Below are 14,584 nucleotides of genomic sequence, written 5' to 3'. Positions count from 1 at the left end.
TCGATCGGCACGGGGCAGGCGGGAGCGACTGGGTTTGCGCGCTCAGGCGCGCACCCGAGCCTTCTGCGGATCATAGAAGGTGGGTGCGCATACGCGTGCATCGAAGCGTTTTTGCTGACCGTCCAGCTTGCCAATCTGCACGGCTGCGCCGTGCTGCGCGTACGCTACGTCGATGCGGCACAGCGCAATGTTCTTGCCGGACAACGGTGAACGCATGGCGCTGGTGACGACGCCGACCTGCGCGCGTCCCGCATGCACGCAATCGCCGTGATGCACGCTTTCGTTTCCCTCGATCTCGAGTCCTGTGAGCACGCGCTGCGGATGCGCACTTCGGCGCTCGAGCGCTGCACGTCCAATGAAATCGTCCTGCTTCGTCTTGAGCGGCACCGTGAAGCCAATGCCCGCTTCGAATGGATCGGTCTCGTCGGAGAACTCGTGGCCCGCGAACACGAGGCCGGCTTCGATACGCAGCATGTCGAGCGCATCGAGTCCCATCGGCGTCAAGCCATGCGGCTGCCCCTCGGACCATACGCGATCCCACACGGTCTGGGCGTCACGTGGATGGCACCACAGTTCATAACCGAGTTCGCCGGTGTATCCGGTGCGCGTCACCATTAGCGGTGGGCCGTTATGGTCGCCGAGGCGGCCGGTCAGCAGGCGAAACCAGCCCAGTTCGGCCAGTGTCGGCTGCGCGGCGGGCGCCCAGACGAGTTCGCGCAGGATGTCACGGCTTGCGGGCCCCTGGACCGCGATGTTGTGAATATGGTCGCTCGCGGACTTCACCCACACTTTCATGCCGAGCGCGGCCGCCTGTTCGCGTAGCCAGATGCCCGCATAGTCTTCGCCGCAGATCCAGCGGAAGGCATCGGTGCCGAGCCGCAGCAGCGTGCCGTCGTCGAGCATGCCGCCGTGCGGATAGCACATGGCCGAATACACGACCTGGCCAACCGCAAGCTTGCGGACGTCGCGCGTAAGGCAGTACTGCAGCAGCGCTTCGGCATCGGGGCCGAGCACTTCGAACTTGCGCAATGCGCTGAGATCGATGATGGCCGCGCGTTCGCGGCAGGCGCGGTATTCGTCGATAGCGCCGTAGTTATCGTAGGCGCTCGCGAGCCACCAGCCACGATAGTCGGTAAAGCGGCGAGTCAGCGCGGCAGTGCGTGCGTGAAAGCCTGATTCCCGGGTGAGGACCGGGTCGGCGTCGGGGGTGCTGCGCGTGGCCATGGACACGGAGATTCGCTCCTTGTCCGCATAGGTGCGGATCTGGATATCGGTGGGCTGCCAGCCGTTGGCGGGATCGATGTCGTCGGGGCACGACGTGCTCACGCAAACGAGATCAGTAAGCGCCCGCAGCAGTACGTAGTCGCCTGGTCGCGACCAGGGTTCGTCCAGCGTCATCTGCTGGTTTGCACCGATTGAGGTATTGAAGAAGAAATTGATGGCTGGCCAGCCGGGACGCGGCGCGATGCCATAGGGCGCTAATGCGGCGCTCATGTTGTCGCTGCAGTTCGCGTGACCGAAGTAGCCCTGCGATTCGTAGTAGCGTGCCGTGCAGGCGAGGGCGAAAGTGTCGTGTCGACCGACCGTGTCGCGCACCACCTCCAGCATTGGCTGCATGTGGCGGTCGAAGAATTTCGCATAGAGGCCCGGTGCTGGATACGCGCTGCCGTTGAGCGTGCGTGTTACCGTCGGGTCGAGATCGAGCGCCTCGCCACGTTCGAGCGCGCGAAGATCGAAGGCGACGAAGTCCGAGCATTGGCGGCCCGCGACGTCGAGCACTTGCACGTATTCGCCCTTGCGCACGGTGTAGGCGCGTGCGGTGCCGGGATGGATCGTGAACTCTGCGAGCGGATCGGCAAGCGGTTCGGACCGGGGCGGAGCGAGGCGGAGCGCAGGGTTCGCGCGATCGATCGTGAGGCGCAGGCTCGTTGGCGCGTGTTGCGTGTCGACCGTAGCGCCCGCGCTGGGCGCCGCTACCACGGCCACAAGCGGCTTTTGCGCAATGAGGCGGCGCGTGTGGCCCGGCGGCGTATCGTGCGCCCACAATTGCACGGCCGCGCGCGTATCGATCTCGACGATGCCGCGCTTTGCGAGCGCCGCCCGCGTCTTTTGTGCGTGCGGCGCGGGCTCGCGCAATGCGTCGATCACGAAGCGCGCGTGCGGCGAGGCCTGCAGCCCGAGTGCGGCGGGCGCGGGCGCGCCGAGTGCGGTATCGAATGCGGCCAACTCGGCGGCCTGCAATCCTTCCGGATCGACGATCTCGAGCATGTCGCCCGCCTGTAACTCGACGACGGTGTAGCCGCCGCCCGTCACGCGATAGCGCTCGCGTCCGGGCATGCTGGCGAACAGCGCGGGCTCATGCGGCCGGGACACGACGGGTTCGCGAATTGGCATGCGGTTTGCCTCCCTGTGGCTCATGCGTTTATGCGGGCTGCCTGGCGGTGGGCGAGACAGCGGGCTCGCCGAGATAGGCAGCCATCGAATCGTCGAGCGCCTTGATCCACGGCGTGTGATGCGGCGGCGACTGCGTGCCTGTCATCAGCGATCGATACGACTTGTTGCGATAGCCCATGATGTCTTCGTGCTTGTCGTGCTTCCACTCGAGGAAGGTACGGTTCACGCCCGCGATGTCGAAGCTGGGATAGTCGGTCGCGGCCACGAGCTGCTCGATATAGCTGCCCTGGAACTCGAACATGTCCTGATTCGTGACGAGCGCTTCTTCGCGCGTGCGCCATGCGAGACTGTCCGCCGTCATGACCTCACGCCCGGGCAGCGCGATGCGGCCCAGGATGACGTCGCGCGCGTACCATGCCTGGGCGTCAAACATGTTGAACGAGTACCAGAGATCCTGCATGCCGAGATAGACGAGGCGCGGATTGTCTTCCCAGAACACGCCTTTATAGAGACCAAGCGGCCAGAGGCGGTTATTGGTCTTCAGGCGCAGCGAATCGGGCAGGAAAGGGAAGTGATGCTTGTAGCCAGTGCAAAGAATGATTGCGTCCACGTGCTTGAAACTGCCGTCGGCGAAATGCGCGACATTGCCCGCCATGTACTGCAGCTGCGGCTTTTCTTCCCATGTCGCTGGCCAGTGATAGCCCATCGGCGCCGTGCGGTAGCAGCTCGTTATACTGCGCGCGCCGTATTTATAGCATTGCGAACCGATGTCTTCGGCGGAGTAGCTGCTACCGATCAGCAAGATATTCTTGTTCTTGAATTCGAGCGCATCGCGGAAGTCGTGCGCGTGGAGGATACGACCGCCGAATGTTTCAAAGCCGGGGAACGTGGGGGCGTGCGGCGTCGAAAAGTGGCCGCATGCATTCACCACGTAGTCGAATGTCTCGGCACGCGTTGTGTCGTTTGCGAAGTCGTGACTCGTGACGGTGAATTGCGCAGTGGCTTCGTCGTAGCGCACGTCGCGCACGGCAGTATTGAAGCGGATGTATTTGCGTACGCCCGCCTTCTCGACGCGGCCCTTGATGTAGTCCCACAGCACTTCTCGCGGCGGGTAGGACGCAATCGCCTTGCCGAAATGCTCCTCGAACGTGTAGTCGGCGAACTCCAGACATTCCTTTGGCCCGTTCGACCACAGATAACGGTACATACTGCCGTGTACAGGCTCGCCGTTCTCGTCGGTACCGGTGCGCCAGGTGTAATTCCACATGCCGCCCCAGTCCGCCTGCTTTTCAAAACAGACGAGCTCCGGTATGTCCGCGCCCTTTTCCTGGGCGGACTGGAATGCGCGCAGTTGCGCCATGCCGGACGGACCGGCGCCGATGATGGCTACACGTTGCTTCATATTCATTTACCTCGTGGGAATGGGCGAAAGAGCGAAAGACGGCGTCTGGCGGCGCGCCGCCAGCACGGTATTGCGCATGAGGCAGGCGATCGTCATGGGACCGACGCCGCCGGGCACTGGCGTGAGTGCGGCCGCGACCTGCGCGACACTTGCGTGGTCGACATCGCCGGTCAGCCGGGTCTGGCCGCCCTCGACGACGCGATTGATGCCGACGTCGAGCACCACCGCGCCGGGCTTGATCCACGACGCGTCGACGAAGCCCGCGCGGCCCACGGCCACCACGACGATATCGGCGGCGCGGCAGAGTTCGCGGGCGTTCGCGCTGCGCGAATGCAGCACGGTCACGGAGCAATGCGCGTTGAGCAGCAGCGCGGCCATCGGCTTGCCGACGATGTTCGAGCGTCCCACCACCACTGCGTGCTTGCCTGCGAGATCGCCGAGCGTCTGATGCAGCAACAGCAGACAGCCGGCGGGCGTGCACGGCACGAGCGTGGGCTCGCCCAGCGTGAGACGGCCCACGTTCTCGCGATGAAAGCCGTCCACGTCCTTGTCCGGGGCGATGGCTTCGATCACGGCGGCGGCGTCGATCTGGGCGGGCAGGGGCATCTGCACCAGAATGCCGTGCACTTTCGGATCGGCGTTGAGGCGGGCGACGAGCGCGAGCAGCGCGTCTTCGCTGGTTCCGGCATCGAGGCGGTGCTCGATCGAGCGGATGCCCACGTCTTGCGCGCGCCGGATCTTGTTGCGCACATAGACGTCGCTGGCCGGATCGTCGCCGACGAGCACGACCGCGAGGCACGGCTCGACGCCTGAATCGCACAGTACGGCCGTGTCGCGCGCGGCTTCGTCGAGGACCTGTTGCGCAGCGGCGCGGCCATCGATCACGCGAGCTGTGTTCATCGGAACACCACCGTGCGCGTCTGGTTGAGGAACACCCGATGTTCGGTGTGGTAGCGGACCGCGCGCGCAAGCGCGACGGTTTCCGTATCGCGTCCGATGGCGACGAGATCATCGGGCCGCAGCGCGTGGTCGACACGCTGCACTTCCTGCTCGATGATCGGACCTTCGTCGAGATCGGAGGTCACGTAATGCGCCGTCGCACCAATCAGCTTCACGCCGCGCTCAAACGCCTGGTGGTAGGGTTTCGCGCCCTTGAAGCCGGGGAGGAACGAATGATGGATGTTGATCGCGCGGCCCGCGAGTTGCTGGCACAGATCGTTCGAAAGTATCTGCATGTAGCGCGCCAGAACGACGAGCTCGGTGTTCGTTTCGTCGACGAGGCGCAGCAGCTCCGCTTCCTGCTGCGTCCTGGTATCGGCGCTCACGGGCAGATAGACGAAACGGATGCCTTCGCGCTCTACCATCGGGCGCAAGTCGAGATGGTTCGAGACGATCGCCGTGATGCGCATGCGCAGCTCGCCCTTGTGATATCGGTAGAGCAGATCGGTCAGGCAGTGGTCAAACTTGCTGACCATCAGTAGCACTTTCATGGGCTCGCTCGCGCTCACGAGCTTCCACTGCATGTGATAGTCGTTCGCGACGCTGGTGAATTCGCGGCGCAGCTTGTCGATGTCGCCGCTCACGCCGCTGTTGAAGCGGAACACGGCGCGCATGAAGAAGGTGCCGCTGGCTTCGTCGTCGAACTGTGCCAACTCGCTGATATAGCAGCCCGACTCGGCGAGATACGACGTAACCGCCGAAACGATGCCTGAGGTGGCCGGGCATGTAACGGTGAGAATGAATTGCGATGTCACGCTTTGGACTCCATAGTGTTCGGTGGAATGAGCCGCTCGCGCGGCTCATCACGGATCGTCAGCCGATCGCCGTGCGCTTGCTCTTCTCAGGATCATCGAAAGGCAGAGACGCGGCGCGCGCCGTGGTCGCCAGGCTGCCGCGCACTTCCAGCGCGAAGCCCGGCTGCGCGGCGACCACGTCGAGGCGTGCGATCGCGAGCGAACGCTTCGTGATGCGCGAATACATGGCGCAGGTCACCACGCCCACCTGGTCACCCGCATGCCAGAGCGTGTCGCCCGCCTGGGCTGCCTTCGCCGCATCGAATTGCACGCCATAGATGCGAAAGCGCTCTTTGCCCGCGAGGCGCGCGTGCTCGCCCGCGCCGCAGAACGCGGTTTTGCCGGGCGAGACCGTGAAATCGAGGCCCAGTTCCCAGAGCGTGTCGCCGGCCTTTTCGTTCGCGAACGGATACATCTCCGAGTTGTCGTACGGGAAGAACAGCAGATAGCTTTCGACGCGCAGCCAGTCGAGCGCGGTGAACCCGCAAGGAACGATTCCGAACGGTGCGCCTTTCTCGAGTATGGTGTCCCAGATGAGCGGCGCATCGGCGGCCTTGCAGAAGATTTCATAGCCGCGTTCGCCCGTATAGCCGGTGCGCGAAATCGTCACGGGACGCCCGAATAGCCGCGTCTGCAAGTGATGGAAGTAGGGCAGATCGCGAATGCCGTGAACGTGCTCCGCGAGAAAATCGACGGCCGCGGGCCCCTGCAGCGAGAGATCGTGCAGGTCGTCGTCGAAGAGCACGGCCACCTGGCGCCCCTGCGCGGAGCGCACGAGCCGTTCGTAGCCGGTTCCCGCGCCGTGCACGACCATGAAGGCGTTCGGACCCGTTCGATAGACGATGCAGTCGTCGATGAACTTGCCGTCTTCGTTGAGCATCGTCGCGTAGACCGATTTGCCCGGATAGAGCTTGCCGATGTCGCGCGTCGTTGCCCAGTCGAGGAGGCTTTCGGCGTGCGGACCCACGTAATGCACCTTCTTGAGGCCCGAGACGTCCATGAGGCCAGCTTTAGTGCGGATCGCTTCGTGATGGTCGGCAAGGTCGCTCGCATAGGTCCATGCGGTGCCCATACCGTTCCAGTCTTCGAGCTTCGAACCGAGCGCGCGGTGGCGCTCAGCGAGCGCGGAAATACGCCATGAATTGGCCATGTTCAGCTCCTGTGAGGAAAGTCGTGAGTCAAGAAGATGCGCGGCATCCTCAGCGGTCGAACTGGCTGAGCCATTCGACGAGTGCAGGGCGGTAGCGCGTCATGCCCTTGTAGTCGGCGATGGGGGCGGGCAGATCCCGCAGTACGCGATGTAGTCGTTGAGCCCAGGCGGCGTTCGTGCAGATATCCGCAACGCTGCACAGATACGTGCGGATGCTGAACATCAATGCATGGCTGCGCGGCAGGCGCGCCATCGTTTGCAGTTCGACGCGCAGATGCACCAGCTCGCCCGCGTTGTGAGCCGTAACGATGCCGCGGTCGCGGCCCCATTCGTGATACGTTTCTGGCGACGTGTCGAGACGAGGATGCACCGTCAACGTCCAGTTCAGCCGCCGTACCGGTGCGCCTGCCTGAATGGCAAGCAGATACTTGAGCGCGCGTTCGAACACGCCCATCTGATGCGCGAGCGGCACGGGCGCATGCCATTGCTTGAAGCTCATGCCTGCGTCGAAAGCGAGGGACCAGTCGGCGGGGCTGGTGATCACGCCCGCGTCCATAAAGAGATCGCCATCGCGCTGGTCGAGCAGGGCGAAATCGCCTTGCGTCTGGCGCGCGATGTATTCGAGCGGCGCGTAGGGTAGCGTGCTTTCGTCGCCGAAACGAAATGTCTGCTCGATGCCGAGCGCGTGGTTTGTCCATTGCCAGCGATCTTCGTCGCGCTCGAGCGCGAACCAGTCGGGATAGTCGGCTGCCAGATGCTCCATGATCAGCTCGAGCGCATCCCATGACGCGCTCTGCATGTGCGGCATCACTATCGCGCGGCGCGGATCGTTTTCGAGCACGAGTGCGCGTTCCGCCACTTCGGAGCGGTAATGCTCGTCGATGTCGAACAGGTGCTCGAACACGGAGCCGGGTTCGCGCGGCGCGGCCGGCTCGATGTTGACCGAATACTGGTAGCGGTCCTCGGGAAACGGAAATGGAAAGCGGGCAATGGCCTTCGCGCTGTTGGTGAAGCTGAAGTCGTTGCGAAAGGATTGCGCGGGCTTGATCAGGACGCTCATGGACGCGGGCTCACAAGTCGAGGGAAAGCGAGGGGCCGCAGGCACGCGAGACGCAGGGCATCATATGCGTCGCGCGCTCGCCGGCAGGGAGGAAGTGGTCACGATGCTCGACGACGCCTTCTAGATGGCGCGTCGCGCATTGGCCACACACGCCGCCGCGGCACAGATTGGGGACGGCCACGCCCGCGTCTTCGAGCGCTTCGAGCAGACTGCGGTCCGCGGGCACGTCGATGCGCCGGCCGCTGCGCGCGAGCACCGCGGTGAACGGCGCGCCGGGCGCAGGTGCGGCGAAGGCTTCGGTATGGACGCGGCGTGCCTGCCAGCCGAGCGCGCGTGCAGCGTCGCGCACGGCGTCGATCAGCGATTGCGGACCGCACACATAGACATGGGCGCCGAGCGGCTGCGCCGCGAGCACGCGGTGTACGTCGAGTCGCGAACCGGTGTCGTAGGCGTGAAAGCGGTCGCCCAGGCGAGCGCGCAATTCGTCGGCATAGGCGTCGGAGCGACCCGCGCGCAACGCGTAGTGCAATTCGAAATCGGCGTGACGCCGCGCGAGTTCGTAGCTGTGGGCGACGAACGGCGTGATGCCGATGCCGCCCGCGATCAGTACGTGACGGCGCGCGAGCGCATGCAGCGCGAAGAGGTTGGCGGGCCGCGTTACGCGCAGCGTCATGCCCGGCTCGATCGCGGCATGTACGAACGCGGAGCCGCCGCGTGAAGCGTCGGCGCGGCGCACGGCAATGCGCCATGTGCGCGTGTCGGCTGGATCGCAGGCGAGCGAGTAGGCGTTGCGCACTTCACGCGATCCGGTCTGCATGCAGAGCTGGATGTGGCTGCCCGCCGAGAACGCAGGCAGGGGGCCCGCAACGTTCCTGAGGGTGAGTTCGCGCACCAGTGGTGTGAGCATGCGCGCGGTGCTGACTTCCACTTCGAGTGTGTTCATGCGCGCTCCTGGGCGTAAGGGTGATCAGCGTCGGCGCACACGGCCAGCCATGCACCGAGGCGCTCGGAGAAGTGGCCCCGCACGGCGAGGCGCACGCCGCACGACAGGCAGGTGACGCTATCGTCCATTTCTTTTTCTTCGCGCATGTCGCGGGCTGCGTAGTCGCGCGTGCTCGCGCAATGGACGCAGTAGACGGCACGCGTCGCCCCTATCGCCATCGCAGCGATCTCGTCGCGTTCGAGGCCTGCGGCCAGCGCGCGATGCTGGATGCGCCATATGAACGCTTCGTCGCCCGCGATATAGAGGCGCGTCCCCGGCGCGCAGTTGCCGAATGCGCGTAAGAGTTCGTCGGCAAGCGCTGCTTCGGTTTCGCAGCAGCGCGTTTCAATGTCGAACGCGTCCAATGTCCCGATTGGGTCTGCATGCTCCATCGTGAGGACGAGCAAGCGCGCCGCGTGTGGTGCGAAATGCGCGAGATGGGGCGCGGCGGCGTCGAGCGCGCCGTGCTGCACGACAAGTAGATGGAAATGCGCCTCGCCGCATGGCGCGAAAACGCCGTAATTCGGTGCGCTTGGCAGGCGGTCGGCGGGTAACTGCGTGTCGATGTCCTGGTTCATGGTCGGCTCGGTGCGGTTCAAAACGGTGCAACGGGGCGGCTTCGCTGTGCGGCGCATGCGTAATTGCGGGGCGCGGGCGAACGTCGGGCGTCTGTGCCTGAAGCCTTGCGGGCGATATTGCGTGCCGCACAGCGTCTTCTTCCTTTGCAACATGGTTCCCTGCCAGTAATCGGCGCTCAATCCTGAAGACGAGGTAAGCCTTTCGAGGTAACGGCGCGGCCGTGGTCGCGATGGCATGGAGCTTGCATCACCTGGTCCATTTGTTCCGGGCAGGGATCATGTCGTCGAGACGCGAGTTCGGTCAGTTGAACGTAGCAGGCGCGTGGGCGGGTGGTGCGCGTTTGCGCGACGCGCTGCTTGGATGTGTCGAGGCACTGCTGGGAGGCGCGGGCTGGCGCGAAGCGACGGCGGCATGGCTCGCTCGCGTGGAAGCCGAAGTGCCCGGCAGCCGCGCGCGTTTGCACGAAGACGGTGATGCACCCGGAGAAACTGACGCGATCTGCAGCCGTGTTGTCGACGCGGATTGCGCGCTGCGAGCGGAACAGGCTTCGACAACATCGAGTGCCGCGTGCGCCGCGTGCCGCCTGCAGGGCCGGCACTGGCTCGTTGCACGCATGGGGCGGCGCGCGCTCACGCTCGATCTGCGGGAGTCCGCAGCGCGCCTTCATGACGGCGACAATGCCATCACCGCGATGCTCGCCGCCGAACTCGGCACCGCCGCCACGCTGTTTGGCGGTCTGCGCGAGTTCGCCGCATGCGAGAGCCGCACGGAACGCGATGCCGCCCGCGCGCTCACGCGTGAACTGCACGACTCCGTTGCGCAGCAGCTCGGCGTCATCTCGTTCGTCGTCAGCCAGATCCAGCAGCAAATGGGCCGCTCAGAGGTCTCAGAGGCGCTGGTGGGTGAATTGCGCTCTCTCGTCACGCGCTTGCAGCGCCAGGTGCGCGAACTCATCACGTCGGCGCGTCTCACGCACGACGGTCGCTCTCTGCGGGAGGCGATCGCCGGATCGGTGGGGGAATTTGCGCGTCGCTCGAACGTCGTGTTCGAAATCGACAACCGCGTGCCCGACCTCGCGCTCGAGCCCGACGTTGAGCTGCACGTGCTGCAGATCGTGCGCGAGGCACTTTCGAACGTCGTGCGCCATTCGCATGCGCGCCATGCGTGGGTCGAGCTTTCCGCCGATGCCAGCGGCGCGCTGCGCGCCGCCGTAACCGATGATGGCGTGGGGCTCACGCGCGCCTCGACCGACGCGAGTCATCACGGCCTGAACATCCTGCGCGAGCGCGCGCAAGCGATCGGCGCACAGATCGACATTGACAACGCCGGGATCGATGGCGGCACGCGCGTGCGCCTCGTCGTGCCCGACCTCGGCCTGAAAGGAGACAACGGGTGACCCCAACTACGCTGCTGCTGATTGACGACCATCCTCTCTTTCGCCGCGGGCTTGCCGACTTCTTCAACGCGAGCGGCGAGTTCGTCGTAGTGGGCGAGGCGTCGAATGCGCGCCTCGGCATCACGCTCGCGGGAGAGCTCAACCCCGAGATGGTGCTGATCGACCTGCACATGCCGGGGCTCGGCGGCCTCACGGTGCTCGACGAGTTGCGCCAGTTGCGTGTGGATTGTCGGAAGGTCGTGCTGACAGCGTCGACCGAACGTGCGGAACTGCTCGCTGCGCTGCGCCTCGGCGCCGACGGCTACGTGCTCAAGGAAACCGAGCCCGACGTGCTGCTGACCTACGTACGCCATTGCGCGAACGGAATGGTGACGCTTGACGAAGGCGTACGCGACTTGCTCGCCGACGAAGGAGCGCGGCATGGCGAGGCAAATGCCGCGCTGCCGCCGTGCCGCGCAGCCTTGACTGAGCGCGAAGCGCAAACGCTCGCACTCATCGCGCAGGGCTTGAGCAACAAGCTGATCGCACGGCATCTGGACATCAGCGAAGGCACCGTGAAGGTGTACGTGAAGAATCTGCTGCGCAAGCTCGACGTCCGCTCACGGCTGGAGTTGGCCGCGAGCGTGCATCGCGACGCGCTCGCGCGACATTAGGAGTGCCGCTATGGTATCGCTGGCAAGCGGTTTCGATGAAGTACACGTGGCGGGGGCCGCGCTCGATGCTTATCCGGTGCCGCTTCTGATACTCGATATGGACGGCATCGTGCGCAGCGCCAATGCGGCCTGGACGCGCGCCATGTCGGCCGCGTGCGCGGGCCTGCCATTCGGGCGCGACGTGCATCCCGAAGACCGCGGATGCTGGCAGGCGCTGCTGCGCGATGCGCGCGACGGACACGATGGGATGGCCGCTCGCTCGCGCCTGCGTCTACTCCATCCGGCGGGCGATCTGCGCTGGTTCGACTGCACGGTGGCGCGCGAGGGCGCCTCGTACTACCTCTCGCTCGTCGACGTCACGCAGGAGCAGCGGCGCGCCAACGCACTCGAAGCGCGCTTGCGCGGCGTGCTCGGCCTGCTCGACGGCATGCCGGGACTGCTCTATCGCGGCCGCAACAACCGCTCGTGGACCATGGAGATCGTGAGCGCGGGCTGCGAGGCGCTCACCGGTTATCCGCCAGAGTGGTTCGTCGACAGCCACGAGCACAGCTTTAGCCAACTGATCCTGCCGGAGTTCGCCGATTATGTATGGTATGGCGTGCAGGAGGCGCTTGCCGAACGCGTGCCGTTCGAGCTCCGCTATCGCATCCGCTGTGCGGACGACACGATCAAACTGGTGTTGGAAAGAGGGGTAGGCATCTATTCCGAAGGCAGCGAGGTGCTCGGCATTGAAGGTGCGATCTTCGAGGTGAGGGAAGGCGCGCGGTGAGCGTGATTGAGGGCGGCCGGCGCGCCGGCGATGCGTCCGTAGAAAACACAAACGAATACGGGGCGCACAGTCATTGTCGACCGTGCGCCCCGCTTCGTTTCCGAGCGTGACTTCAAGCGTGGTCAAGGCGCCGCGCGGCGAACGTCACGGCGAGATCCAGTGCGTCACGCACACCACGGCGACGCCCAGCGCGATCGCCCCGTACGGCAGCCAGCCCGCTCGTCGCTCGGGCGCTGCGAGCGTGGGTGAGACGAGGTCCATGTCGCTGAGCATTGCGTCGGGAAAGCGCCCCTTGTCGGTGACGTAGTGCCGCCACAGGAACACTGGCACGATCAACGCGGCGAAGACGGTGCCCGAAATCAGCGTGCCTTTGCCCCATACGTCGGCGCCGAGACCCATGAGTGCGAGGTTGACGAACGATAGCAGCGTGCCGAGCGCGAGCACCCAGTTTGGTGCGCGAAACGGCCTCACCCAGTTGCGGCGATCGAGCCGGTGAATCCATGCCGCGTTGAGATTCAGAAAGTTGAAGATGATATAGCCGACATTCGACATCGCCAGCACGACCACGTAGTCGGACATCAGCAGCAGAAACAGGTTGAACGCGAGATCGGTCCACATCGCGCGAGTGGGCGCGCCGTTCTCGTTCACGTGTGAAAGATATTTCGGCAGCCAGCCGTCGACGGACGCCTGATACAGCGTGCGTGACGATCCCGCCATCGATGTCATGATAGCGAGCACGAGCGCGAACACGAGCATTGGCTTGAGAATGAGCGCGCCGGTCGTGCCGGCGTGGACGATCTGCGCCATCGCCTCGGCTACGCCCATACCGCTGTAGATTCCGGGCGAGAGAATTCCGTCGTAGACGGCGGCCTGTGTGACGTTGCCCGCAGCATCCTTCACTTCAGGCGTGACGAGCTGGCCGAGCCCAAGCGCGCCCTGGAACGCGAGCGGCACCATCGTGAAGAACACGAGGCACAGCAGGCCCGAATAGAGTATTGCCTTCACAGTATCGCGGCGTGGGTCGCGGAACTCGCGCGTGTAGCACACGGCGGTTTCGAAGCCGTAGGTCGACCACGCGGCGATGAACAAGCCACCCGCCATCAACTGGACGCCGGAGATATCCCACGCGCCGTCGATCACGTGGCCTGCCGCATCTTTCGCGAGCGGATAGAGCGGCAGCAGATGCGCGCGCGGCAGGTCGCCGGTAAGGATCGGATAGAGGCCCACGAGCAGCAGCGGCAGCAGCGCGGAAACGGCGAGGATCATCTGCAGCCGTGCCGCCTGCAGAATGCCGCGATGCTGGACGGCGAAGGTTGCGAGCAGGATGACCGCACCGATCACGAAGGTGGCGTTGATGCGCAGCGAGAGACCGCTAGCGAGCCAGCCGAGATCGACGAGTGTGATCTGCCACGTGTTGATCGCGGCGTTCGCGGGAAACAGCATGCTGAGCACGTAGCCCGCGCCGAGGCCCGAGCCGATCGCGAGGACGGGCGACCACGCGAACCAGTTGCACCAGACCGAAAGCGGCGCCAGCAGCTTGCTGTAGCGCACCCACGCGATCGCGCCGTAGACCGACGCGCCGCCCGATTTGTGCGGAAAGAGGCCGGCGATTTCCGCGTACGAAAACGACTGAATCAGGCCGAAGCAGATGGACACGCCCCAGATGATCCACGATGGCTTGCCAACCGTGGCCGCGATCGAGCCGATAGAAAACAGCACCAGTGCCGGGACGCCGCTCGCCACCCAAAACGCGCCCGCCCATCCAATCTTGCGCTGCAATCCAGCACCTTCGCTGAGCCCTCCCGCGAGTATCTGCGGACTCTCTTCCTTAAGTGTACTCATCATTTTCTCCATGGTGCGGTCGAGATGCCGCACCATGACGATCACCGGTCAATAAGTACGAATCAATCGTCATGAAGAGGTACCTCTTTCGCGAGCGCACCGTACATCACATGTTCGGATAGTTCGGACCACCGCCACCTTCGGGCGTGACCCACACGATGTTCTGCGTCGGGTCCTTGATGTCACAGGTCTTGCAGTGCACGCAGTTCTGCGCGTTGATCTGCAGACGGTCGCTGTCATCGTCGTTCTTCACGAACTCGTACACCGCGGCCGGGCAGAAGCGCGCTTCCGGGCCCGCGTAGGTGCGCAGGTTCACGTTCACGGGCACGCTCGCATCCTTGAGCGTGAGGTGCGCAGGCTGGTTCTCCTCGTGGTTCGTGTTCGAAATGAACACGGAAGAGAGCCGGTCGAACGTGAGCTTGCCGTCCGGTTTCGGGTACTCGATCGGCTTGCACTGCGACGCCGGTTTCAGCATCTCGTGATCGCGATGCTGGTGATGCAGCGTCCACGGCACGTTGCCGCCCAGCAGCTTCTGCTCGATGCCCACCATCAGCGTGCCCAGGT

13 protein-coding genes are annotated in these 14,584 nt (G+C 64.6%); 3 read left to right on the top strand and 10 right to left on the bottom strand.

What is annotated here, in order from left to right; all coding sequences use genetic code 11:
* Positions 1-42: 42 nt before the first annotated feature.
* From VSR34_RS30965 to VSR34_RS30930, 8 genes are read right to left on the bottom strand one after another with little or no spacing between them, the layout of a single operon-like run.
* Positions 43-2,394, bottom strand: a complete 2,352-nt coding sequence (locus VSR34_RS30965; protein WP_342964411.1) for a DUF1989 domain-containing protein — start codon at positions 2,392-2,394, stop codon at positions 43-45.
* 28 nt (positions 2,395-2,422) lie between these two features.
* Positions 2,423-3,796: an NAD(P)/FAD-dependent oxidoreductase gene (locus VSR34_RS30960; protein ID WP_028215538.1), complete on the bottom strand. Its 1,374-nt coding sequence runs from the start codon at positions 3,794-3,796 to the stop codon at positions 2,423-2,425.
* Between the two features lie 6 nt (positions 3,797-3,802).
* Positions 3,803-4,696 carry a bifunctional methylenetetrahydrofolate dehydrogenase/methenyltetrahydrofolate cyclohydrolase FolD gene (gene folD / locus VSR34_RS30955; RefSeq protein WP_342964410.1) on the bottom strand — a complete coding sequence of 298 codons (894 nt, stop codon included), beginning with the start codon at positions 4,694-4,696 and terminating at the stop codon, positions 3,803-3,805.
* Positions 4,693-5,550, bottom strand: a complete 858-nt coding sequence (purU, locus tag VSR34_RS30950; protein WP_342964409.1) for a formyltetrahydrofolate deformylase — start codon at positions 5,548-5,550, stop codon at positions 4,693-4,695. The genes folD and purU overlap by 4 nt, the downstream gene beginning before the upstream one ends.
* Before the next feature lie 58 nt (positions 5,551-5,608).
* Entirely contained in the window at positions 5,609-6,739 is a 1,131-nt protein-coding gene (locus VSR34_RS30945; RefSeq protein WP_342964408.1) for an aminomethyltransferase family protein, read from the bottom strand.
* 49 nt (positions 6,740-6,788) lie between these two features.
* Positions 6,789-7,799, bottom strand: coding sequence for a DUF3445 domain-containing protein (locus VSR34_RS30940; RefSeq protein ID WP_342964407.1), 1,011 nt, complete (start codon positions 7,797-7,799; stop codon positions 6,789-6,791).
* Between the two features lie 10 nt (positions 7,800-7,809).
* Positions 7,810-8,742: a PDR/VanB family oxidoreductase gene (locus VSR34_RS30935; protein WP_342964406.1), complete on the bottom strand. Its 933-nt coding sequence runs from the start codon at positions 8,740-8,742 to the stop codon at positions 7,810-7,812.
* Complete coding sequence (locus VSR34_RS30930; RefSeq protein ID WP_342964405.1) at positions 8,739-9,359, bottom strand: dimethylamine monooxygenase subunit DmmA family protein; 621 nt, start codon at positions 9,357-9,359, stop codon at positions 8,739-8,741. The genes VSR34_RS30935 and VSR34_RS30930 overlap by 4 nt, the downstream gene beginning before the upstream one ends.
* Positions 9,360-9,637: 278 nt before the next feature.
* Between VSR34_RS30930 and VSR34_RS30925 the strand changes: the two genes are divergently transcribed.
* The 3 genes from VSR34_RS30925 to VSR34_RS30915 are packed head-to-tail and all read left to right on the top strand — an operon-like array spanning position 9,638 to position 12,178.
* Entirely contained in the window at positions 9,638-10,756 is a 1,119-nt protein-coding gene (locus VSR34_RS30925; protein ID WP_051381547.1) for an ATP-binding protein, read from the top strand.
* Positions 10,753-11,409: a response regulator gene (locus VSR34_RS30920; protein WP_028232466.1), complete on the top strand. Its 657-nt coding sequence runs from the start codon at positions 10,753-10,755 to the stop codon at positions 11,407-11,409. The genes VSR34_RS30925 and VSR34_RS30920 overlap by 4 nt, the downstream gene beginning before the upstream one ends.
* 10 nt (positions 11,410-11,419) lie before the next feature.
* On the top strand, positions 11,420-12,178 hold the full coding sequence (locus VSR34_RS30915) for a PAS domain-containing protein (protein WP_036046607.1): 759 nt from the start codon (positions 11,420-11,422) through the stop codon (positions 12,176-12,178).
* A gap of 144 nt (positions 12,179-12,322) precedes the next feature.
* Here VSR34_RS30915 and VSR34_RS30910 read toward each other — a convergent pair whose 3' ends face one another.
* Together VSR34_RS30910 and VSR34_RS30905 are read right to left on the bottom strand one after the other, a co-directional pair.
* Positions 12,323-14,020: an APC family permease gene (locus VSR34_RS30910; RefSeq protein WP_028232464.1), complete on the bottom strand. Its 1,698-nt coding sequence runs from the start codon at positions 14,018-14,020 to the stop codon at positions 12,323-12,325.
* Positions 14,021-14,126: 106 nt separating this feature from the next.
* On the bottom strand, positions 14,127-14,584 hold a 458-nt coding region (locus VSR34_RS30905), incomplete at its 5' end, for a 4Fe-4S dicluster domain-containing protein (RefSeq protein WP_342964404.1).

The organism is Paraburkholderia sp. JHI2823, from assembly GCF_038900695.1.
Classification (GTDB): domain Bacteria; phylum Pseudomonadota; class Gammaproteobacteria; order Burkholderiales; family Burkholderiaceae; genus Paraburkholderia; species Paraburkholderia mimosarum.
This window is presented reverse-complemented; position numbering and strand designations above follow the sequence as displayed.